The sequence below is a fragment of the Streptomyces koelreuteriae genome, assembly GCF_018604545.1.
Classification (GTDB): Bacteria; Actinomycetota; Actinomycetes; order Streptomycetales; family Streptomycetaceae; genus Streptomyces; species Streptomyces koelreuteriae.
On sequence record NZ_CP075896.1, the window covers coordinates 5,077,497 to 5,100,536 of the forward strand.

Annotated in this window: 14 protein-coding genes; 7 read left to right on the forward strand and 7 right to left on the reverse strand. The window is 70.4% G+C overall.

Going from position 1 to position 23,040, the window contains the following annotated elements; translation table 11 throughout:
• The first annotated feature begins 313 nt into the window (after nt 1-313).
• On the forward strand, nt 314-1,009 hold the full coding sequence (gene hpf, locus KJK29_RS22995) for a ribosome hibernation-promoting factor, HPF/YfiA family (protein ID WP_189724019.1): 696 nt from the start codon (nt 314-316) through the stop codon (nt 1,007-1,009).
• Between the two features lie 207 nt (nt 1,010-1,216).
• Nucleotides 1,217-1,963 carry a response regulator gene (locus KJK29_RS23000; RefSeq protein WP_215121028.1) on the forward strand — a complete coding sequence of 249 codons (747 nt, stop codon included), beginning with the start codon at nt 1,217-1,219 and terminating at the stop codon, nt 1,961-1,963.
• A 3-nt stretch (nt 1,964-1,966) separates the two neighbouring features.
• Here the strand turns inward: KJK29_RS23000 and KJK29_RS23005 are convergent, their stop codons facing one another.
• Nucleotides 1,967-3,139 carry a winged helix-turn-helix domain-containing protein gene (locus tag KJK29_RS23005; protein ID WP_215121029.1) on the reverse strand — a complete coding sequence of 391 codons (1,173 nt, stop codon included), beginning with the start codon at nt 3,137-3,139 and terminating at the stop codon, nt 1,967-1,969.
• A gap of 215 nt (nt 3,140-3,354) precedes the next feature.
• Nucleotides 3,355-3,924 carry a GNAT family N-acetyltransferase gene (locus KJK29_RS23010; RefSeq protein ID WP_215121030.1) on the reverse strand — a complete coding sequence of 190 codons (570 nt, stop codon included), beginning with the start codon at nt 3,922-3,924 and terminating at the stop codon, nt 3,355-3,357.
• 277 nt (nt 3,925-4,201) lie between these two features.
• Here KJK29_RS23010 and secA point away from each other — a divergent pair, with 277 nt between their 5' ends.
• On the forward strand, nt 4,202-7,048 hold the full coding sequence (gene secA, locus KJK29_RS23015) for a preprotein translocase subunit SecA (RefSeq protein ID WP_215121031.1): 2,847 nt from the start codon (nt 4,202-4,204) through the stop codon (nt 7,046-7,048).
• Nucleotides 7,049-7,170: 122 nt separating this feature from the next.
• Here the strand turns inward: secA and KJK29_RS39415 are convergent, their stop codons facing one another.
• Complete coding sequence (locus KJK29_RS39415; protein ID WP_370869155.1) at nt 7,171-7,440, reverse strand: Rv3235 family protein; 270 nt, start codon at nt 7,438-7,440, stop codon at nt 7,171-7,173.
• 919 nt (nt 7,441-8,359) lie between these two features.
• Between KJK29_RS39415 and KJK29_RS23025 the strand changes: the two genes are divergently transcribed.
• The 4 genes from KJK29_RS23025 (at nt 8,360) to KJK29_RS23040 (ending at nt 16,751) form a co-directional block, all read left to right on the forward strand.
• Nucleotides 8,360-8,875, forward strand: coding sequence for a DUF6912 family protein (locus tag KJK29_RS23025; protein ID WP_215121033.1), 516 nt, complete (start codon nt 8,360-8,362; stop codon nt 8,873-8,875).
• Between the two features lie 82 nt (nt 8,876-8,957).
• Nucleotides 8,958-9,626: an HAD family hydrolase gene (locus KJK29_RS23030; protein WP_215121034.1), complete on the forward strand. Its 669-nt coding sequence runs from the start codon at nt 8,958-8,960 to the stop codon at nt 9,624-9,626.
• Nucleotides 9,627-10,181: 555 nt separating this feature from the next.
• Complete coding sequence (locus tag KJK29_RS23035; RefSeq protein ID WP_215121035.1) at nt 10,182-15,143, forward strand: NAD-glutamate dehydrogenase; 4,962 nt, start codon at nt 10,182-10,184, stop codon at nt 15,141-15,143.
• 177 nt (nt 15,144-15,320) lie between these two features.
• Nucleotides 15,321-16,751, forward strand: coding sequence for a hypothetical protein (locus tag KJK29_RS23040; RefSeq protein WP_251058127.1), 1,431 nt, complete (start codon nt 15,321-15,323; stop codon nt 16,749-16,751).
• A gap of 596 nt (nt 16,752-17,347) precedes the next feature.
• Here KJK29_RS23040 and KJK29_RS23045 read toward each other — a convergent pair.
• From KJK29_RS23045 to KJK29_RS23060, 4 genes are all read right to left on the reverse strand, one after another.
• Nucleotides 17,348-18,994 (reverse strand): glycosyltransferase family 2 protein, encoded by a 1,647-nt coding sequence (locus KJK29_RS23045; protein ID WP_215121037.1) that lies wholly within the window; start codon nt 18,992-18,994, stop codon nt 17,348-17,350.
• Nucleotides 18,991-21,186: a CDP-glycerol glycerophosphotransferase family protein gene (locus KJK29_RS23050; protein ID WP_215121038.1), complete on the reverse strand. Its 2,196-nt coding sequence runs from the start codon at nt 21,184-21,186 to the stop codon at nt 18,991-18,993. Before KJK29_RS23050 ends, KJK29_RS23045 begins: the two co-directional genes overlap by 4 nt.
• A gap of 80 nt (nt 21,187-21,266) precedes the next feature.
• Nucleotides 21,267-22,097: an ABC transporter ATP-binding protein gene (locus KJK29_RS23055; RefSeq protein ID WP_215121039.1), complete on the reverse strand. Its 831-nt coding sequence runs from the start codon at nt 22,095-22,097 to the stop codon at nt 21,267-21,269.
• Nucleotides 22,090-23,013: an ABC transporter permease gene (locus KJK29_RS23060; protein WP_215121040.1), complete on the reverse strand. Its 924-nt coding sequence runs from the start codon at nt 23,011-23,013 to the stop codon at nt 22,090-22,092. Before KJK29_RS23060 ends, KJK29_RS23055 begins: the two co-directional genes overlap by 8 nt.
• Nucleotides 23,014-23,040 lie beyond the last annotated feature (27 nt).

Genomic DNA, 23,040 nt, shown 5'->3' on the forward strand with positions numbered 1-23,040 from the left:
CTGAGAACTTGCGTCGTTGCAGGTAACGAGAGGGGCTATTCACCTGAACGGAGGTACGCCGCAGTAGAGGGTGACGACATCCGTCCGGGCGAGATATGTTCGGTTGAGAGGGAAAGCCGCAGGCCACACCTCTCAAAACCGAATGCCGTGCAGCGGGTTTTTCTTCATCACTCGCGACGGTGGAGTGGAGGTCTCGCTCACGGGGGAGGAGGTGGAAGTCACCGAGTGTCCGAGGTTCCGGGCCTCACCGGAACCTGGTGCAAAAGGGAGATGCTCCGCACCGAAGCGGAGTGATCCGGGAACGGAGTTCTGCGTGGACATCGTCGTCAAGGGCCGCAAGACCGAGGTGCCCGAGCGGTTCCGGAAGCACGTGGCCGAGAAGCTGAAGCTGGAGAAGATCCAGAAGCTCGATGGCAAGGTGATCAGCCTCGACGTCGAGGTGTCCAAGGAGCCCAACCCCCGGCAGGCCGACCGCTGTGACCGAGTGGAGATCACGCTCCGCTCCCGCGGTCCGGTGATCCGGGCGGAGGCAGCGGCGAGCGATCCGTACGCGGCGCTCGACCTGGCGGCGGAGAAGCTGGAAGCCCGGCTGCGCAGGCAACACGACAAGCGGTTCTCGCGTCGTGGCTCGCGCCGGATCCCGGCCGCCGAGGTCGCCGATCACGTCCCGGGCGTGGCGACGCTCAACGGCAACGGCCTGGTGCCGACTCCGGAGGAAGAGCCGGCAGCCGTGCCCACGAAGAAGATCGGCTCGCTGGAGGTACAGGGTGACGGCCCCATCGTCGTCCGCGAGAAGACCCACGTCGCAGCGCCCATGACCCTCGACCAGGCTCTCTACGAGATGGAGCTGGTCGGGCACGACTTCTACCTGTTCGTCGACTCCGAGACCAAGGAACCGAGTGTCGTCTACCGACGGCACGCCTACGACTACGGCGTGATCCACCTCAGCACGGACACGATGGTCACCCAGGTGCACGCCCCCGACGCGGGCGGTGCGCTCGGCGGCTGACCGTGCCGGGTGACAGCGGAGCAGCGGTGCCCCTGGAGCGCGTGTGCGCCCCCAGGGGCACCCCTGTGCGACCACTGCGCGCCCCGCTCGGTCGCCCCGGCGCCGTCCGGGCATGAAATCATGGAGGCCACGACCCAACCGGTGGGTCGTTGCTCTGGGTTGGCGATGGCTCAGGACCTCAGGCCACAGCCTTCAGGGGGAGGAACGATGGCGGACAGCTTCGGACCGATGCGTGACGAGGATGCCCACGACGGCGTCGTCGGCATGGGCCCGGACACGGACTCTCCACGCAAGGAACCGATCAGAGTCCTTGTGGTGGACGACCACGCCCTGTTCCGCCGTGGCCTGGAGATCGTGCTGGCCGCCGAGGAGGACATCCAGGTCATCGGGGAGGCCGGAGACGGCGCCGAGGCCGTGGAGAAGGCCGCCGACCTGCTGCCCGACATCGTTCTGATGGACGTGCGGATGCCCAAGCGGGGCGGGATCGAGGCATGCACCTCCATCAAGGAGGTCGCACCCAGCGCCAAGATCATCATGCTGACGATCAGCGACGAGGAAGCCGATCTCTACGACGCCATCAAGGCGGGTGCGACCGGCTATCTCCTCAAGGAGATCTCGACGGACGAGGTGGCCACCGCCATTCGCGCGGTGGCCGACGGACAGTCGCAGATCAGCCCGTCCATGGCGTCGAAGCTGCTCACCGAGTTCAAGTCGATGATCCAGCGCACGGACGAACGCCGACTGGTGCCCGCGCCGCGACTGACGGACCGCGAACTCGAAGTCCTCAAACTCGTCGCGACGGGGATGAACAACCGTGACATCGCCAAGGAGTTGTTCATCTCCGAGAACACCGTGAAGAACCACGTGCGCAACATCCTGGAGAAGCTGCAATTGCACTCCAGGATGGAGGCGGTGGTGTACGCGATGCGGGAGAAGATCCTCGAGATTCGCTGACGGTCAGGCGATCGTCCGGGCGAGCTCCCGCACGAGAGGCTCGCGCAGGTCCGGTGAGTCGACCCGCTCCACGCGCACGTCCGTGCAGTCCACCCAGGTCGCCGCCTCGGCCAGGGCCTGGGCGACGGCCGGGACCGCCTTGGGGCCGTCGAGCGTGACCTGCTTGGCCACCAGTGTGCTGCCCTCGCGGGCCGGGTCCACGCGGCCGACGAGCCGGCCGCCGGCCAGGACCGGCATCGCGAAGTAGCCGTACACCCGCTTCGGCTTGGGGACGTAGGCCTCCAGGCGGTGGGTGAAGCCGAAGATCCGCTCCGTGCGCGCCCGCTCCCAGATCAGGGAGTCGAAGGGCGACAGGAGGGTGGTGCGGTGGCGGCCGCGCGGAGGTGTCTCCAGGGCCGCGGGGTCGGCCCAGGCCGGCTTTCCCCAGCCCTCGACCGTGACCGGGACCAGACCCGAGTCGGCGATCACCGCGTCGACCTGTTCGCCCTTGAGCCGGTGGTAGTCGGCGATGTCCGCGCGGGTGCCGACACCGAGGGACCGGCCCGCCAGGCCGACCAGGCGGCGTACGCACTCGGTGTCGTCGAGTTCGTCGTGCAGCAGGGGCTGGGGGACGGCGCGCTCGGCGAGGTCGTAGAGGCGCTTCCAGCCGCGGCGCTCGACGCAGACCACCTCGCCGTACATCAGGGCGCGTTCGACGGCGACCTTCGTGCCGGACCAGTCCCACCAGTCGTTCGTCTTCTTCGCGCCGCCCAACTCCGTCGCGGTGAGGGGGCCTTCGGAGCGGAGCTGCTTGATGACCTGGTCGTAGACGCCGTCCGGGAGGTCGTGATTCCAGTGCGGGCGGTTGCGGTAGGCGCGGCGGCGGAAGGCGAAGTGCGGCCACTCCTCGATGGGCAGGATGCAGGCCGCGTGGGACCAGTACTCGAAGGCGTGCGTGTCCTTCCAGTAGGCGTTCTCGACGGTCTTTCTGCCTACCGCGCCCAGGCGGGCGTACGGGACGAGCTCGTGGGAGCGGGCCAGGACCGAGATCGTGTCGAGCTGTATCGCGCCCAGGTGGCGGAGGATGCCGCGGACGCCGGAGCGGCGGTCCGGGGCGCCGAGGAAGCCCTGGGCGCGGAGCGCCAGTCTCCGGGCTTCGTCTGCGGAGAGTTCTGCGGTGGGGCGCGGGGTGGTCATGGGTCCGCACGATAGGGGGTGGGACTGACAAAGGGGCGTGACCTGCGGGGTTGGGTGTCCGGTGCTCGGCGTTGGGGCTGGGGGCGGGTGGGTCCGCAGCCCGGCGGAGCGGGGTGCCTCCCCCACTCTCGGCTTCGCTCGAGCGGGGGGACCCCCACCGCCCGCCCGTGCCGCCCCTAGCGGCACGCATGCCCGCAGCGGGGGCGGCTCAGCAGCTAGGACGGTGCCGGGAGGTATGGGGCCGTTGACGGGAGGCTCAGGTCTGAGGGGAGGAGGGAGCCTACCCAGGAGTCTCGGCGGGTTCCCTTGTTGTTGACGGCGGCGCGCAGGGTGCCCTCGATCGTGAAGCCGGAGCGTTCCGCCACGGCGCGGGAGGCGCGGTTGCCGACCTCGGCGCGCCATTCGACGCGGTCGAGCGCGGCGTGGACGAAGGCCCAGCGGCAGGCGGTGAGCACGGCCTCCGTGATGTAGCCATTGGAGCGGTGCCGCTTCACGGCCCAGAAGCCGATCTCGCCGACGCCCAGGGCGCGCATCGTGATGCCGAGCATGCCGGCCAGTTCTCCGGAGTGGAGGAAGACGCCGAGAGTGAACATGGAGCCGTCCGCCCAGCCGTCCGGGACCATCTGTTCCGTGAAGCCCTCGGCGTGCTCGCGGAGGTAGGGCGAGGGGATCGTGGTCCAGCGCTGGATGTCGGGATCCTGGCAGGCGTCGTACACCGCGTCGGTGTCCTGGGGGTCGACCGTGCGCAGCAGGAGGCGGTCCGTGGTGAGCGTGACGGGGTCCATCGGCCGATCCTCTCGGAGGTCGTCGAAGGTGTCATCTGTTTGCGGTGGGTGAGCGTCATATCACGCTTCGCTTAATTCGGTCGGGGGATGCGGCACTATCCGCTGCGCCCGGACGTTGTCCCCTTAGAAGAAGACGAATCAGAATTGAAGCAGCGCACGGTCGCCGTCACGGCAGGCCCTCCCGGCGCGGTGGGGTCCTCGCATACGATGGCCGTTGCTCAGTAAGTCAAGTGGTAACCGACCGTCCCAGGCCCGACCGGCAAGGAGACCAACCCCCGTGTCCGTCCTCTCGAAGATCATGCGTGCAGGCGAAGGCAAGATCCTGCGCAAGCTGCACCGCATCGCGGACCAGGTCAACTCCATCGAAGAGGACTTCGTCGACCTCTCCGACGCCGAGCTGCGCGCCCTCACCGATGAGTACAAGCAGCGCTATGCCGACGGCGAGACCCTGGACGACCTGCTTCCCGAGGCGTTCGCCACCGTCCGCGAGGCCGCCAAGCGCGTCCTCGGCCAGCGTCACTACGACGTGCAGATGATGGGCGGCGCCGCCCTGCACATGGGCTACGTGGCCGAGATGAAGACCGGTGAGGGCAAGACCCTCGTCGGCACGCTGCCGGCGTATCTGAACGCGCTGTCCGCCAAGGGCGTCCACATCATCACGGTCAACGACTACCTGGCCGAGCGCGACTCCGAGATGATGGGCCGCGTCCACCGGTTCCTGGGCCTCGAGGTCGGCTGCATCCTCGCCAACATGACGCCGGCTCAGCGCCGCGAGCAGTACGCTTGCGACATCACGTACGGCACGAACAACGAGTTCGGCTTCGACTACCTGCGCGACAACATGGCGTGGTCCCAGGACGAGCTCGTCCAGCGCGGCCACAACTTCGCCATCGTCGACGAGGTCGACTCCATCCTCATCGACGAGGCCCGTACGCCGCTGATCATCTCCGGCCCGGCCGACCAGGCCACCAAGTGGTACGGGGACTTCGCCAAGCTGGTGAAGCGACTCAAGCGCGGCGAGGCCGGTCAGCCGCTCAAGGGCATCGAGGAGACCGGCGACTACGACGTCGACGAGAAGAAGCGCACGGTCGCGATCCACGAGTCCGGTGTCAGCAAGGTCGAGGACTGGCTGGGCATCGACAACCTCTACGAGTCGGTGAACACGCCGCTGGTGGGCTACCTGAACAACGCCATCAAGGCGAAGGAGCTCTTCAAGAAGGACAAGGACTACGTCATCATCGACGACGAGGTCATGATCGTCGACGAGCACACCGGACGTATCCTCGCCGGCCGCCGCTACAACGAGGGCATGCACCAGGCGATCGAGGCGAAGGAAGGGGTGCCGATCAAGGACGAGAACCAGACGCTCGCCACGATCACCCTCCAGAACTTCTTCCGCCTCTACAAGCGCCACGACCACAACGAGAAGGAACAGCCCGGCCTGTGCGGCATGACCGGTACGGCCATGACCGAGGCCGCCGAGTTCCACCAGATCTACAAGCTCGGCGTGGTGCCGATCCCGACCAACCGGCCGATGGTCCGCAAGGACCAGTCGGACCTGATCTACCGGACCGAGGTCGCCAAGTTCGAGGCGGTCGTCGACGACATCGAGGAGAAGCACCGCAAGGGTCAGCCGATCCTCGTCGGTACCACCTCGGTCGAGAAGTCCGAGTACCTCTCGCAGCAGCTCAGCAAGCGCGGCATCCAGCACGAGGTGCTGAACGCCAAGCAGCACGACCGTGAGGCGACGATCGTCGCCCAGGCCGGCCGCAAGGGCTCCGTCACGGTCGCCACGAACATGGCCGGCCGTGGTACGGACATCAAGCTCGGCGGCAACCCCGAGGACCTCGCCGAGGCGGAGCTGCGCCAGCGCGGTCTCGACCCCGAGGAGCACATCGAGGAGTGGGCGCACGCCCTGCCCGAGGCGCTCCAGCGGGCCGAGAAGGCCGTCCAGGCCGAGAAGGACGAGGTCGAGCGGCTCGGCGGGCTCTATGTGCTGGGCACCGAGCGGCACGAGTCGCGGCGGATCGACAACCAGCTGCGCGGTCGTTCCGGCCGTCAGGGCGACCCGGGCGAGTCCCGCTTCTACCTCTCGCTCGGCGACGACCTGATGCGGCTGTTCAAGGCCCAGATGGTCGAGCGCGTGATGTCGATGGCGAACGTCCCGGACGACGTGCCGATCGAGAACAAGATGGTCACGCGCGCGATCGCCTCCGCCCAGTCGCAGGTCGAGCAGCAGAACTTCGAGACCCGTAAGAACGTCCTGAAGTACGACGAGGTCCTCAACCGCCAGCGTGAGGTCATCTACGGCGAGCGCCGCCGCGTCCTGGAGGGCGAGGACCTGCACGAGCAGGTGCAGCACTTCATGGACGACACCATCGACGCCTACGTCGGGGCGGAGACGGCCGAGGGCTTCCCGGAGGACTGGGACCTCGACCGGCTGTGGGGTGCCTTCAAGCAGCTCTACCCCTCCAAGATCACGATCGAGGAGCTGGAGGAGGCCGCCGGTGACCGGGCGGGCCTGACCGCCGAGTTCATCGGCGACTCCATCAAGGACGACATCCACGAGCAGTACGAGGCGCGTGAGGCGCAGCTCGGCTCCGAGATCATGCGTGAGCTGGAGCGCCGGGTCGTGCTGTCGGTCCTGGACCGCAAGTGGCGCGAGCACCTCTACGAGATGGACTACCTCCAGGAGGGCATCGGCCTGCGCGCCATGGCGCAGAAGGACCCGCTGGTCGAGTACCAGCGCGAGGGCTTCGACATGTTCACCGCGATGATGGAGGGCATCAAGGAGGAGTCCGTCGGCTACCTGTTCAACCTGGAGGTCCAGGTCGAGCAGCAGGTCGAGGAGGTCCCGGTCGAGGACACCAAGCCGGTGGCCGACCTGGAGAAGCAGGACGCGGTGCCGGCGCAGGCGGGTTCCCGGCCGGAGATCCGTGCCAAGGGGCTCGACGTTCCGCAGCGGCGCAACCTGCACTTCTCCGCGCCGACGGTCGACGGTGAGGGCGGCACCATCGAGGGTGACTTCACCGAGGACGGCGAGCCGGCGCGTTCCGAGTCCGACGGCCTCACGCGCGCGGAGCGCCGCAAGCAGGCGAAGGGCCGGGGGCGTCGTAAGAAGTGACGCCGGCTGCGGCACCGTAGCGGCTTGAAGGGCCGGGCACCTGAGGGTGTCCGGCCCTTCGGCTTGCCTGTGGCTGTTCGTGGCTCAGCCGGTAGCCGGTAGCCGGTTAGCCCGTCGGCCCTTCAGCAGGCTTCTGGGCGGGGTGGGCGGGGGCCGCCCAGTTCCACCGCCGTGCAGCGCCAGCGGAGGTCCTGGCCGAGTTCCAGGCGGAAGGCCATGGCGCGGAGCCGGTCGCCGGCGCCGATGCGGGCGAACGCCTCGATGGCGCCGGCGCGGGGCTCGTACCAGCCGATGTCCCGGACGACGGGGCGGGCGCCGCGGGTGCGCAGGGGGCCGCGTTCGGCGAGCCAGGCCAGTTCGTCGTAGGCGCGGCCCCGGGTGTGGCGGAGCATCGAGTGGACGGGGCGGCGGCCGCTGAGGACGCCGAGCAGGAGCTCGGCGAAGAGGTCGGTGGGGAGGACTGGCTGGGGGATCGGCCGGGGGAGCGGTCGGTGGGGGCTTTGGGCCGGGACGCGGGGTGTGGTGTCGGTGGGGGTGCCGGGACCCCCATGTGTCGGGCGGGGGGTTGTGGGGGTGCCGGGTGTCGGCTGGGGCGCGGTGCCGGGGCTGGGGCGAGTGCGGGTGCGGGTGCGGGTGCGGGAGGGGGTGGTCGGTGGGCGGGTGTCCGCGGGGCGGGTACGGGTGGTCTTGGTGCGGCCGGGGGCCGGGGGACGGTCACCGGCGGCTGTGGTGCGGGCGGGGCCTCCGCTGGGGGTGCGCGGAGGGGCTGCGCCGACAGGGGTCCGTGGGGCGGTGCGGCCCGGGGTGTGCGAAGCGGTGCTGCCGGGGGTGTGAGAGGCCGTGCTGCTGAGAGCGCGTGGGGCGGTGCCGTCGGGGGTGCGTGGGGTGGTGTCGCTCGGAGTGCGTGGAGCCGTGCCGTCAGGGGTGCGTGCGGTGGTGCTGCCAGGGGCGCGGTGGGTCGGTGGGCGGTGTTGTGCCCTGGTCATGACCTTGTTCATGGGGGTCCCCGTTTCGTGGGCCGGTGGGTACCGGTGAGTAACTTCGGGTTGGTGATCTTGTACGGGGTGGGCGGGGGTGGGGGCAAGGGAGACCGCCTCGGGCTGCGGGTGCCGGAAGGTTCACTTATCCGGGTGGTCCGGGGGTTCGGGAGCCGGGCAGGGGTGAGGGTGTGGTGGGTGAATTTCTGGCCCGGGGCTGACGACTCCGGCGTCACGGGGCGGAACTCGAAAGGGGACCCCCGCACGTATCCTGGAGGCCCTCCGGGGCCTTCTGCGCCCTCCGGCCATGAACCGACCACGAAAGCGGCCAGCCATGCGTGTGTACGTGCCCCTGACCCTCCCCGGCCTCGCCGAGGCGTACAAGACGGGTGAGCTGGGATCCGGGCCGTTCGTGGCGTACGCCGTGACGCCCGCGCTGCGGGAGTGGTACGTCTCCGACGACATCGAGGAACTGGAGTACGCGGCGCTGAACCGGGCCGCGCTGGCCTCCCTGCGGCTGCTGGCGATCGAGCCGGGCGTGCCGAGGCGCCGGGTCGTGGTGGCCGTGGACGTGCCCGACCGGATCGCGAGCCCCGATCCCGACCGGGGGCTCGATCAGGCGGCGCTCGGGGAGGTACGGGTCTCGGGTGCCGTGGCCCTGGCCAGGGCGGCGGCCGTGCACGTCGACGCGGATGACGCGGAGGCCGATGTGACGGCGGCCGCCGCGGCGCTGGGGGCGGCGGACGCCGGGGACGACGACGCGCAGTTCGTCGTGGACGGGGCGGAGGATCACGAGCTGCTGTGGTTCGCCACGCAGGAGATCCCGAACCTGGTGGGGCAGGGGGACTGAGCGGCCCGGGCGCCCGGGGGCTCGGGGGCGCGTTGAGGCGCCGTTCTCTTGATTGTCAGTGGGGGCGGGTACGTTTTCAGGCATGGGGATGAAGACGGGCGCGCACATTGTCTGGGACTGGAACGGGACGCTGTTCCATGACATCGACGCGATCATCGGGGCGACGAACGCGGCCTTCGCCGAGCTGGGGCTGGAGCCGCTGACGCTGGAGAAGTACCGGGAGCTGTACTGCGTGCCGGTGCCGAAGTTCTATGAGCGGCTGATGGGGCGGCTGCCGACCGAGGCCGAGTGGGAGCTCATGGATGAGATCTTCCATCGGTACTACGCCGAGCATCGGGTGACGTGCGGGCTGACGGTGGGGGCCGTGGAGCTGCTGTCGGGGTGGCGGTCGGCGGGGCGCAGTCAGTCGATTCTGAGCATGTACGGGCACGAGGAGCTCGTTCCGTTGGTGCGGGGGTTCGGGATCGAGCCGCACTTCATACGGGTGGACGGGCGGACCGGGCCGTCCGGGGGCAGCAAGGCCGAGCACATGGTGCGGCATCTCGCGTCGCTGGCGGGGGTGGAGGCGGGACGGACCGTGGTGATCGGGGACGCTGCGGATGACGCGGTGGCCGCGCTGCATGTGGGGGCTCGGGCCGTGTTGTACACCGGGGGGTCGCACAGCCGGGTGAGTCTTGAGGCGGTGGGTGTGCCCGTGGTGGACACGTTGGAGGAGGCCGTCGCGGAGGCTGAGCGGCTCGCGGCGGCCTGACCGGAACTGGTGGGCTTCGGGGTGCCCGGGGCGTTTCTGCTGGGGCCGGGTGGGTCCGCGGCCCGGCGGAGCGGGGTGCCCCTGCGCCCACCCGTGCCGCCCTTAGCGGCACGCATGCCCGCAGCTAAATGTGCAGAACGTCAAACTTCCAGGCCTGGTTTTGTACACATACGGCTCATGACGGGGCCCCTGTAAGGAGCGATAGCCTTGGTGGCGTGATCAGCGCGATAGTTCGCGGGGACGTCGTCGTCCCTGCCCTGCGCCCGGAGTGCACGGACCACATCCGTGACCGGGCGGCGGTCGCTGGTCTTCGCGGGCGGTACGGGGCATCGATGACTCCCGGGACGCCGAGCACCACCGGGACCGAGGCGTCGCAGAGAGCAGCGTCACACCCGTCGGGCAGCTCAAAAATGGCTCAGACACCCCCGCTCCTCTCGTCTGGCGGCATAGCGTCGGAACAGACCGGATACCCCGTGTCACGGCGTGACGTCGTCAGCGCAGAGACCGTACTTCCTTCTACGTCACGCAACGGCGCGCGACAGGAGCCAGAGGACAATGCAGACCAAGCTGGACGAAGCAAAGGCCGAGTTGCTCGAAAGGGCCGCCCGGGTAGCTGAGAACAGCCCGGTCGGGGGGCACCTACCGACCGGGTCGACGGGCGAGGAGACCCCAGACGCCCAGGAGGCCCCGGACCGCGAGTCCCTGATCTCGTTCTTCCAGCGTTACTACCTGCACACGGCCCCGGAGGACCTCGCCGACCGCGACCCGGTCGATGTCTTCGGAGCCGCCGTATCCCACTACCGGCTGGCCGAGAACCGCCCCCAGGGCACGGCCAACGTGCGGGTCCACACCCCCACCGTGGAAGAGAACGGGTGGACGTGCAGCCACTCGGTCGTCGAGGTCGTCACCGACGACATGCCCTTCCTCGTCGACTCCGTCACCAATGAGCTGACGCGCCAGGGGCGCGGGATCCATGTCGTCATCCACCCGCAGTTCGTGGTGCGGCGCGATGTGACCGGCAAGCTCATCGAGGTGCTGCCCACGCCCACGACCGGCGCCGGCGAGCTCCCGCACGACGCGCACGTCGAGTCCTGGATCCATGTGGAGATCGACCGCGAGACGGACCGGTCCGATCTGAAGCAGATCACCGCCGACCTGCTGCGCGTGCTGTCCGACGCCCGTGAGGCCGTCGAGGACTGGGGCAAGATGCGGGAGGCGGCGACCCGGCTGGCGGAGGGGCTGCCGGACGAGCCCATCCCCGCCGATCTGCCCGGACCGCAGGTCGAGGAGGCCCGCGAGCTGCTGCGCTGGCTGTCCGACGACCACTTCACGTTCCTCGGCTACCGCGAGTACCAGCTGCGCGACGACGACTCCCTGGCCGCCGTCCCCGGCACCGGGCTCGGCATACTGCGCGCGGACCCGCACCACGCCGCCGAGGAGAGCCACCCGGTCAGCCCGTCGTTCGAGCGGCTGCCCGCCGACGCCCGGGCCAAGGCGCGCGAGCACAAGCTGCTCGTCCTGACCAAGGCGAACAGCCGGGCGACCGTGCACCGGCCGTCGTACCTGGACTACATCGGGGTGAAGAAGTTCGACGCCGACGGCAATGTCGTCGGCGAGCGGCGCTTCCTCGGACTGTTCTCCTCCGCCGCCTACACCGAGTCCGTGCGCCGGGTCCCCGTCATCCGGCGCAAGGTCGAGGAGGTCCTGGAGCGGGCCGGGTTCTCGCCCAACAGCCACGACGGCCGCGATCTGCTGCAGATCCTGGAGACGTACCCGCGCGACGAGCTCTTCCAGACCCCCGTCGACGAGCTGCGCTCCATCGTCACCTCGGTCCTCTACCTCCAGGAGCGCAGGCGGCTGAGGCTGTACCTGCGCCAGGACGAGTACGGGCGCTACTACTCCGCCCTCGTCTACCTCCCGCGCGACCGCTACACCACGGCCGTGCGCCTGAGGATCATCGAGATCCTCAAGGAGGAACTGGGCGGCATCAGCGTCGACTTCACCGCCTGGAACACCGAGTCGATCCTCTCCCGGCTGCACTTCGTGGTCCGGGTCCCGCAGGGCACCGAGCTGCCGGAGCTGTCCGACTCCGACAAGGACCGCATCGAGGCCCGGCTGGTGGAGGCGGCCCGCTCCTGGGAGGACGCCTTCGCCGAGGCGCTCAACGCCGAGCTCGGCGAGGAGCGCGCGGCCGAGCTGATGCGCCGGTACGCGCACGCCTTCCCCGAGGGCTACAAGGCCGACCACAGCCCGCGCGCCGCGGTCGCCGACCTCGTCCACCTCGAACAGCTGAACGCCGAGGAGGGCAAGGACTTCGCGCTCAGCCTGTACGAGCCGGTGGGCGCCGCCCCCGAGGAGCGCCGTTTCAAGATCTACCGCACGGGCGACGCCATCTCCCTCTCGGCCGTGCTGCCGGTCCTCAACCGGCTCGGCGTCGAGGTCGTCGACGAGCGGCCCTACGACCTGCGCTGCCCGGACCGCAGCGTGGCCTGGATCTACGACTTCGGCATGCGCGTGCCGCGCTCGCAGAACGGCAGCGGGGACTACTTCGGCGACGACGCCCGCGAGCGCTTCCAGGACGCCTTCGCCGCCACCTGGACCGGCAAGGCGGAGAACGACGGCTTCAACTCCCTCGTGCTGAGCGCCGGGCTCACCTGGCGTCAGGCGATGGTGCTGCGGGCGTACGCGAAGTACCTGCGCCAGGCGGCTTCGACGTTCAGCCAGGACTACATGGAGGACACCCTCCGCAACAACGTCCACACCACCCGGCTGCTCGTCTCCCTGTTCGAGGCGCGGATGTCGCCGGACCGGCAGCGCGCGGGGCACGAGATCGTGGACGCGCTGCTGGAGGAGGTCGACGCGGCCCTCGACCAGGTCGCGAGTCTGGACGAGGACCGGATCCTGCGGTCCTTCCTCACCGTCATCAAGGCGACGCTGCGCACCAACTTCTTCCAGGAGGCGGCGGGCGGCAAGGCGCACGACTACGTCTCCATGAAGTTCGACCCGCAGGCCATCCCCGACCTCCCGGCGCCGCGCCCGGCGTTCGAGATCTGGGTCTACTCGCCGCGCGTCGAGGGTGTGCACCTCAGGTTCGGCAAGGTCGCGCGCGGTGGTCTGCGCTGGTCCGACCGGCGTGAGGACTTCCGCACCGAGATCCTCGGCCTGGTCAAGGCGCAGATGGTGAAGAACACCGTCATCGTGCCGGTCGGCGCCAAGGGCGGCTTCGTCGCCAAGCAACTGCCCGACCCGAGCGTGGACCGGGACGCGTGGCTGGCCGAGGGCATCGCCAGCTACAAGATGTTCATCTCGGCCCTGCTCGACATCACGGACAACATGGTGGCCGGCGAGGTCGTGCCCCCGGCCGACGTGGTCCGGCACGACGAGGACGACACCTACCTCGTCGTCGCGGCCGACAAGGGCACGGCGACGTTCTCGGACATCGCCAACGGGGTCGCGGAGTCGTACAACTTCTGGCTCGGTGACGCCTTCGCCTCCGGCGGCTCCGCCGGCTACGACCACAAGGGCATGGGCATCACCGCCCGCGGCGCCTGGGAGTCCGTCAAGCGGCACTTCCGGGAGCTGGGCGTGGACACCCAGACCGAGGACTTCACCGTCGTCGGCATCGGCGACATGTCCGGTGACGTGTTCGGCAACGGCATGCTGCTCTCCGAGCACATCCGGCTGGTGGCCGCCTTCGACCACCGGCACATCTTCATCGACCCGAACCCGGACGCCGCCACCTCCTACGCCGAGCGCCGCCGCCTGTTCGAGCTGCCCCGCTCCAGCTGGGAGGACTACAACAAGGAGCTGCTGTCGGCCGGCGGCGGCATCTTCCCGCGCACGGCCAAGGCGATCCCGGTCAACGCGCACATCCGCGAGGCCCTCGGCATCGAGGCCAAGGTCACCAAGCTGACCCCGGCCGACCTCATGAAGGCGATCTTCAAGGCGCAGGTCGACCTGCTGTGGAACGGCGGCATCGGTACGTACGTCAAGTCCTCGGCCGAGTCGAACGCGGACGTCGGTGACAAGGCCAACGACGCCATCCGCGTCGACGGCAAGGACCTGCGCGTCAAGGTCGTCGGCGAGGGCGGCAACCTGGGCCTGACCCAGCTCGGCCGGATCGAGTTCGCGCTGCACGGCGGCCGGATCAACACCGACGCCATCGACAACAGCGCGGGCGTCGACACCTCCGACCACGAGGTGAACATCAAGATCCTGCTCAACGGCCTGGTCGCGGACGGCGACATGACCGTCAAGCAGCGCAACAAGCTGCTCGCCGAGATGACCGACGAGGTCGGCCACCTGGTGCTGCGCAACAACTACGCGCAGAACACGGCGATCGCCAACGCCCTCGCCCAGTCCGGCTCCATGCTCCACGCCCAGCAGCGCTTCATGAAGCACCTGGTCAGGGAGGGGCACCTCAACCGGGCGCTGGAGTTCCTGCCCACCGACCGGCAGATCCGCGAGCGGCTCGCCCAGGGCCAGGGACTGACCGGCCCGGAGACGGCCGTCCTCATGGCGTACACGAAGATCACGGTCGCCGAGGAGCTGCTGCACACCTCGCTGCCGGACGACCCGTACCTGAGCACGCTGCTGCACGCGTACTTCCCGACCGAGCTGCGCGAGCAGTTCCCCGAGCACCTCGTCAGCCACCCGCTGCGCCGTGAGATCACCACGACCGTCCTGGTCAACGACACGGTCAACACGGGCGGTACGACGTATCTGCACCGGCTGCGCGAGGAGACCGGGGCGTCGCTGGAGGAGATCGTGCGGGCGCAGACCGCGGCCCGCGCGATCTTCCGCCAGTCCCCGGTGTGGGACGGGGTCGAGGCGCTCGACAACAAGGTCGAGGCCGACGTCCAGACCCGCATCCGGCTGCACTCGCGCCGCCTGGTCGAGCGCGGCACGCGCTGGCTGCTCAACAACCGGCCGCAGCCGCTGGACCTCGCCGAGACGGTCGACTTCTTCGCCGACCGGGTCGAGCAGGTCTGGGGGCAGCTGCCGAACCTGCTGCGCGGTGCCGACCTGGAGTGGTACCAGAAGATCTTCGACGAGCTGACGGGCGTCGGCGTCCCGGACGAACTCGCCACCCGGGTGGCCGGTTTCTCCTCCGCCTTCCCGACGGTCGACATCGTCTCGGTCGCGGACCGCATGGACCGGGAGCCGCTGGACGTCGCCGAGGTCTACTACGACCTCGCCGACCGGCTGCGCATCACCCAGCTCATGGACCGCATCTCCGAGCTGCCCCGTGCCGACCGCTGGCAGTCCATGGCCCGCGCGGCGATCCGCGAGGACCTGTACGCGGCGCACGCGGCGCTGACCGCGGACGTCCTGGCGGTGGGCAACGGCAGCTCGACGCCCGAGCAGCGCTACAAGGCGTGGGAGCAGAAGAACGCGGCGATCCTCGGGCGGGCCCGGACCACGCTGGAGGAGATCCAGGGGTCCGACGCGTTCGACCTCGCGAACCTGTCGGTGGCGATGCGCACGATGAGGACGCTGCTGCGCACGCATTCGTAGGGCGTATGTCCTCTTGGGCGCCCCGGGCCGGTTTCGGTCCGGGGCGCCTTGTTCTTGGCGCGCCTCAGGGCGGTTCGAGTGGAGGACTGGCCGTTTCCGGCTGAGGCTGGTGCCGTGAGACCCGCCCGTGTCGCGCAGGCCGCCGCCGTGGTGGTCGCCGCGGCTGTCGTCGTGCTGATGCTCCTCGTGATCGTCCGGCTGCCCTGGGCCGGAGACCTCGGTGTGCACGCGGCGACCCTCCAGCGGCTGCGGCACAACCTCCTCGACCCCGGCAATCCGCTCGTCGACGCGGACACGCCGAGTCCGTACTACTCGCCCTGGATGGTGCTGCTCGGCTGCGTCGCGCGGATGACTGATCTGTCGGTCTTCTGGGTGCTGCGGATCGGGGCGTTCGTCGGGCTCGGGCTGCTGGTGACGGGGGTGTGGCGGTATGTGCGGACGCTGAGCGGCCGTGGTGCCGCGCCCGCGGTGGCCTTGCTGAGCCTGCTGTTCCTGTGGGGGACGGTGCTCTTCACCTGGAGCGGCTTCTACGGGCTCAACTCGCTCGCGCTGACGGTGTCGTACCCGAGCGTCTTCACCCTGGGGCTGGCGTTTCACCTCTGGGCCTGGCTGGGGCGGGCCGTGCGGGAGGACGGGGGGTGGGGGGTGTGGCTCGGGCTGGGGGCGCTGTGGGCGGTGATCCTGCTGTGCCATCAGTTCACCGGAGTGGTCGCTTCGTTGGGGGCGGTCGCGACGGTGGTGGCCGCGCGGCCGGGGCGGGCGGTGTGGGGGCGGCTGGGGTGCGGGGTGGTGCTGGGGTTTGTGCTGCTGCTGGTGTGGCCGTACTACGACTTCTTCGCGCTGGTCGGGGGGTGGGGCGGGCTGGAGTCGGTGCATCGGCCGCTGTACGAGGACCTGTTCGGGCGGTACTGGCTGGTGTTGCTCGGGGTGGTGGCGCTGGGGGTGCGGTGGTGGCGGGATCGGTGGGATCCGCTGGTGCTGTTCTTCGTGCTGGGGGTTGTGGTGGTGGCGGTGGGTGGGGTGAGCGGGCAGTACGCGTGGGGGCGGGTGTTGCCGGCGGTGCTGATCCCGGCGCAGGTCGCTGTGGCGGTGGAGGTGGGGGAGGCCGGGCGGAGGGTGGTGCGGGTGGGGTGGGGGTGTGTGCTGGGGGTGGCGTTGGTGGTGGGGGCTTGGGCGCAGGTGGGGACGGTGGGGTATGTGGTGAGGCCGGGGGATGTGCCGGGGGCTCTGTCGGGGGTCGTCGCGGAGAAGTACCGGGAGCCGTGGGCGGGGTATCAGTGGATGACGCGGTGGGTGGCGTACGGGGATGTGGTGATGGCTCGGGAGGGGCGGCCGAGTGCGCAGATCCCGGCGTACGGGGCGTACACGGTGGCGCCTGGGTATCCCGACTTCTTCCTGCCGGATGAGGGGCGGAGGGAGGAGGCGGTGCGGAGGTATTTCGGGGTGGGGGTGTCTGAGGGGGAGCGGGGGGTGATCTTGCGGGAGTACGGGGTGCGGTGGGTGATGGATACGGGGGTTGCTGGGAGGCCTGGGGTGGGGTTGGGGTTGGGGTTGCGGGAGGTGGGGCGGGGGCCTGGGGGGCAGGTGCTGTACGAGGTTGTGCGGTGAGGGAGTTGTTCTCGTCCGCGTTGTGGTGTCCGGGGCGTTGGTGCTGGGGGCGGGTGGGTCCGCAACCCGGCGGAGCGGGGTGCCGCTGCGCCCACCCGTGCCGCCCCTGGCGGCACGCATGCCCGCAGCTAGGGCGGTGCGGCGGGTCCGCAGCGCAGCGCGGCGGGAGCGGGCGGGAGCGGGCGGCCCGCAGCCCGGCGGGGACGGGTGGGGGCGGGTGGCCCGCAACCCGGCGAGGACCAGCGACCGTAGCCCGGTGGGGCGGGTGGCGTAGCCCGGTGGGGCGGGCGGCCGTAGCCAGGCGGGGGAGGGGCAGCCGCAACCCGGCGGAGCGGGGTGCCGCTGCGCCCACCCGTGCCGCCCCTAGCGGCACGCATGCCCGCAGCTAGGGGGTACGGCGGGTCCGCAGCGCGGCGGAAGCGGGCGGGGGGCGGGCGGCCCGCAGCCCGGCGGGGGCGTGTGGCCGTAGCCCGGCGGGGGAGGGGCGGGCGTAGCCCGGCGGAGTGGGGTGTCGCTGCGCCCAGCCGTGCCGCGCCAAGCGGCACGCATGCGCGCGGCTAGGCGCGGCTGGGCGCAGTTCGACCGGCCGGCTCGGGCTACTTCAGGGCGCTTGCCACCAAGCGGGCTGCTCGTTTTACGCGGGGGCGGGCCAGGCGGCGGACTGTGGGGCGGATGAGGGTGGCTGTGGCTCCTGTGGGTTGCCAGCGGGCCTGGAGGCGGCCGGGGGTGTGGCCTTCGGGTTCGAGGGTGAGCTGGTGGTGGGGGACCTGGGTGGTGAAGGCGGGGAAGGTCAGGGGGGCCAGGAGGAGGCCGGTGTGGGAGACGCCCTGGTGTTGCAGGCGGAGCAGCGGGTGGCGGACTCCGGAGAAGCCGTAGAAGGGGAGCAGCGCCGCTCCGAGGTCGAGGTGGGCGTGGCCCTCGAAGACGCCGGGGCTGACGGGGGAGAGGCGGAAGTGGGCGTGCAGGCGGTGGCCGCCGGGGGCGATGAGAAGGGTGGCGCGCCGGGGGCCGACGGGGAGGCGCAGGGCCGGGTCGTAGGTGCGGATCGCGAGGTCGACGGAGGCGCCCGGGCCTCGGGTGATCTCCGTGATCTCGTGGCGGAACTGGGCGCTCGGGAAGGGCCGGGTCTCCAGATCCAGGTCTGAGATGTCCAGTTCGCGGCGGGACCAATCGGAGGAGGGGATCCGGTCGCCCCAGTAGGTGCGGCCGTCCCTGTCCGTGGTGATCTGGCGCGGCCCTACGCCGTGGCCCAGGCCCCGTGCTGCCAGCCGGGCCTCCGGCAGGCGCCGGTCGCGGATCAGCTGGAGGACGACGCGTTCGGCGCGCGGGAGGCGGGCGAACGCGCCGGGTGCGAGCGTGTCGAGGTAGGGCGTGACCAGGTCCGCGAAGGACGACAGCCACGCGTCGTCCCGGTAGGGCAGGTCACCGGCGTACATCCGGAAGTCGTGCTTGAGGAACTTGTGATCCTTGTCCTCGCGCAGCGACTCGTGCCCGCTCTCGGCCAGGAACCCGTCGATGAGGTGCTGGACGTGAATACGGTCGCGGACGTTCTCCAGCCGGTGCCGCTGGTTCGATATCGACGCGGCCTCGGAGGCGGCGTAGGGCGCCACGTACCAGCGGTACACCGGCTCCGGGACGATCGTGAAGCTGTCGGCGAGGCAGTACGCCTGCGCCGAGAACAGCTGGTCCTCGTAGTGGATGCCCTCGGGGAAGCGCAGGCCGTGACGGTCGAGGAAGGCGCGGGCGTACATCTTGCTCGTCGACAGATGCTCGAAGAACAGGCGCGGGTCGGTCCCGACGCCGTCGAGGGTGCGGCGCTCGGCGACCAGGTGCGGCATCCACGTCGAGCGGCGGCCGTTGTCCACCCGGACCCGCTGCACCGCCCCCATCGCGAAGTCGATCTCGCGTTCGCGGTGCGCGGCGAGCAGCAGTGCCACGGCGTCGTCGGGGAGTTCGTCGTCGCTGTCGAGGAACATCAGATACGGCGCCCGGGCGATGTCCAGGGCGCGGTTGCGCGGGACGCCGCAGCCGCCGCTGTTCTGCTCCAGCCGGAGGTGGCGGACGCGGGGGTCCTGGGCCGCGAGACGCCGTGCCACCTCCGCGCTTCCGTCCGTGGAGTGGTCGTCGCTGATGATGATCTCGAGGTTCGCGTGGGTCTGCCGGCGGACCGAGTCGACCGCGCGCGTGAGGCGTTCGGCGTCGTTGTAGACGATGACCGTCACGGTGACGTCGGGGGTGCTCATGCGGTCGCCTCCTGCGGGGTGGGGGCCGGGGTGCGTTCCTCGAGCGGCAGCACCGGCGGCAGGGAGCGTTCGTCCTGGCCGAGGAAGACCCGGCGTACGACGCGCTCGGCGGCGCGTCCGTCGTCGTACTCGCAGAACCGGCGCCGGAAGGCGGCCCGGGTCTTCGCCGCGCTCTCGTCGCGCCAGGCGTCGGTGGTGAGGATCTCGGTGAGTTCCTGCTGGGTGCGGGCGACCGGGCCCGGGGCCTGGTCCATCAGGTCGAAGTAGACGCCGCGGGTGGTGCGGTACGTCTCCCAGTCGTCGGCGTGGATCACGATCGGCCGGTCGAGGTTGGCGTAGTCGAACATGATCGAGGAGTAGTCCGTGACCAGGGCGTCCGCCGCCAGGCACAGATCCTCGACCGGGTCGTAGGAGGAGACGTCGATGATCCGGCCCGTGCGGCGCAGGTTGGTGAGCGGGGAGGCGGCGCCGCCGTAGAAGTAGTGGCCGCGTACGAGCAGGACCGTGTCCTCGCCGAGGCGGTCGGCGAGGGCGGCGAGGTCAAGGCGCGGGGTCCAGCCGGCCTCGTAGTCGCGGTGGGTCGGCGCGTAGAGGACGGCCCGGCGGCCCGGGTCGATGCCGAGGCGGTCGCGGACGGCGCGGATGTCGTCGGCCGTGGCCGTGTAGTAGACGTCGTTGCGCGGATAGCCGTGGTCGAGGGAGACATAGTGCGAGGGGTACGCGCGCTCCCACATACGGGTGGTGTGGCTGTTGGCGGAGACGCTGTAGTCCCACTTGTCGATGCGCTCCAGCAGCGCCTTGAAGTCCAGTCCCTGCGCGGCGGCCGGGTACGCCATCTGGTCCAGGCCCATGCGCTTCAGCGGCGTGCCGTGGTGGGTCTGGACGTGGATCGCGTCCGGGCGTTTGACCACCGCGTTCGGGAAGTTGACGTTGTTGACGAGGTACTTGGCGGTCGCCAGCACCTCCCAGTAGCGGCGGCTGCCGGGCACGACATGGTCGGTGCCGGGCGGCAGCAGGGCCTCGTTCTCCTGGGTGACCACCCACACCGGGTGGATCTGCGGGGCGAGTTCGGACAGTTCGGCGGCGATCGCGGCGGGGTTGCAGGCGACGCCGCGGTTCCAATACGCCGCGAACACCGCGAGGTGGGGGTTGACCGGGCGGGCGAGTGCGCGGCGGTACTGGTGGTCGCGGAGCTTGGCGCCCACCTGGCGCTTGCGGCTCCGTACGGCCGACTTGGCGGTGCGGCGGGTGCGGTTGACGGCCTGGAAGGCCCGGTACCTGGCGTAGGCGCCCTCTTCGAGCAGGGAGCGGCGGACGCCTTCGAGACCGGCGGGGCGGCTGTAGCCCTCGGGGCGGCGGCGCAGGGCGGCCAGGGACGCCCGGCGGAAGAACTCCCGCGCGACCTCCTCCTCCATGCCGCCGCGCGCGAAGATACGCAGGCAGTCCCGGACCATGACGTCGTAGAGGACGGCGTGGGCGGCGGGGCGGCCCCGGGTGAGGTCGAGGAGGGACTCGTAGCGCTCGACGAGGCCGTAGCGCTGCTCGGGGGTGACCGGCGGCAGGCTCGCGGGGCGCAGGGCGCGGTCCTCGTAGGCGACATGCGGCAGACAGGCGACGCGGTCGGCGAGCAGCAGGGCGGCCAGGGCGGCGTGCGCCTCGTCGTCGGTGGTGAGCTGCTGCTCGTGCGCCCGCCAGAACTCCGCGCGCAGCACGCGGGTGCCGAGCAGCGGGGTGAGGCGCAGCAGGGGCGCGCAGAGATCGAGGGCGACATCGGCGCGGCCCGCCCGGGCCAGCAGGGCGCTGTTCGGGGCGGGCATGCCGGAGGTGTGCCAGGTGCTGCGGACGTGGTCGAGGAGCAGGACGTCCACCTCGGCGGGCAGCTCGGCCACCCGCTCGGCGATCGTGCGCGGGGCGCCGGCGGGCAGGCCGTCCTTGGCGTGGACGAAGTGCAGCCAGCGGCCCGAGGCCCGGGCCGCGCCCGCCGCGCGGGCCGCCGCGTCGCCCATGCCGTCCGGCACCGGCAGCACCTGGACGTCCGGGGCGTGCCGCTCGGCCGTCTCCCGGGCCCAGTCGCCGACCGCGGCCACGATCACCTCGGCGTCGGGGAGGGGATGCGCGGCGAGCGAGTCGAGGAGTTCCGTCAGATGGTCCTGAACGTTCGCCCCGTGGACGATGAGGCTGAGCTCGGCCATCGCGAGGGCTCCTTCACGCCGGTACACCGTATGCGGTCATCGTGTCACCAATAAGACAAAACGGCCGACCGGGGTACGCCTCACGAGCGAACAGGAACCTTCGGCTTGGGCTTGGGCTTCGCGGACTTGTCCCCGGTGAACGCCTCGTACTCCTTGAGGACGTCCTCCGTCGGCCCGTCCATGAGCAGCTCGCCGCGCTCCAGCCACAGCACCCGGTCGCAGGTGTCGCGGATCGACTTGTTGTTGTGGCTGACCAGGAACACCGTGCCCGCGTGCTTGCGCAGTTCGCGGATGCGCTGCTCGGAGCGCTTCTGGAAGGAGCGGTCGCCGGTGGCCAGCGCCTCGTCGATCAGCAGGACGTCGTGGTCCTTGGCTGCGGCGATGGAGAACCGCAGCCGCGCGGCCATGCCGGAGGAGTACGTCCGCATCGGCAGGGTGATGAAGTCGCCCTTCTCGTTGATGCCGGAGAAGTCGACGATCTCCTCGTAGCGGTCCCTGATCTGCTCGCGGGACATGCCCATGGCCAGGCCGCCGAGGTGCACGTTGCGCTCGCCGGTCAGGTCGTTCATCAGGGCCGCGTTGACGCCGAGCAGGGAGGGCTGGCCGTGCGTGTAGATACGGCCGTTCTCCACGGGGAGGAGTCCGGCGACGGCCTTCAGCAGGGTCGACTTGCCGGAGCCGTTGGTGCCGATCAGGCCGATCGCCTCGCCCTTGTAGGCGACGAAGGACACGTTCCGCACGGCGTGCACCCGGCGGACACCGGCCGCCTTCTCGGTCTTCTTGCGGCGCACGATGCGGTTGAGGGCGGCGGTCGCGGAGCCGCGTCCGGCGCCGGTGCCGTTGACGCGGTAGACGATGTCGACGCCGTCGGCGACGACGGTGGGGATCTTCTCGTTCGGGTGCTCAGCCACGGCCGTACGTCTCCTCAGCCTTCCAGAAGTAGATGAAGCCGCCGACGCCGGCGACCAGGGCCCAGCCGACGGCGAGTGCCCACACATGGGCCGGGAGCTGGCTCGCGTGGAAGCTGTCGATCAGGGCGAAGCGCATCAGGTCGATGTAGATCGCGGCCGGGTTGGTCTCCAGCAGGATCGTCACGGCGCGCGGCAGGCTGTCCTTGTCGGCCAGCTTGTCGATGCTCCACATGACACCCGAGACGTACATCCAGGTGCGCAGCACGAACGGCATCAGCTGGGCGATGTCCGGGGTCTTGGCGCCCATCCGGGCCATGACCATGGAGACGCCCGCGTTGAACGTGAACTGCAGGAACAGCGCCGGCAGCGCCAGCAGCCAGGACACACCGACCGGCACGCCGAAGCAGAGCAGGATGACGACCAGGGCGCCCATCGAGAACAGCAGCTGCTGGAGTTGCTGGAGGCAGAACGAGAGGGGCAGGGCGGCGCGCGGGAAGTGCAGGGCGCGCACCAGGCCGAGGTTGCCGGAGATGGCGCGGGTGCCCGCCATGATCGAGCTCTGTGTGAACGTCCAGATGAACACGCCCGTGACCAGGAACGGGATGTAGTCCGGCACGCCGTGCTTGGTGCCGAGCAGGACGCCGAAGATGAAGTAGTAGACCGCCGCGTTCAGCAGGGGGGTCATCACCTGCCAGACCTGGCCCAGCTTCGCCTGGCTGTACTGGGCGGTGAGCTTGGCGGTGGCGAACGCGGTGATGAAGTGGCGGCGGGCCCAGAGCTGCCGGACGTACGCGGGCAGGGAGGGCCGGGCGCCGCTGACCGCGAGGCCGTGGCGGGCGGCGAGGGTCGCGAGGTCGTCGGCGGGGGCCGGGGCCGGGGTCGGTGGCTGGGGCGGTGTGTCGAGGACCTGGCTCACATCCGCTGCTTTCGTTCGGGGGAGGTC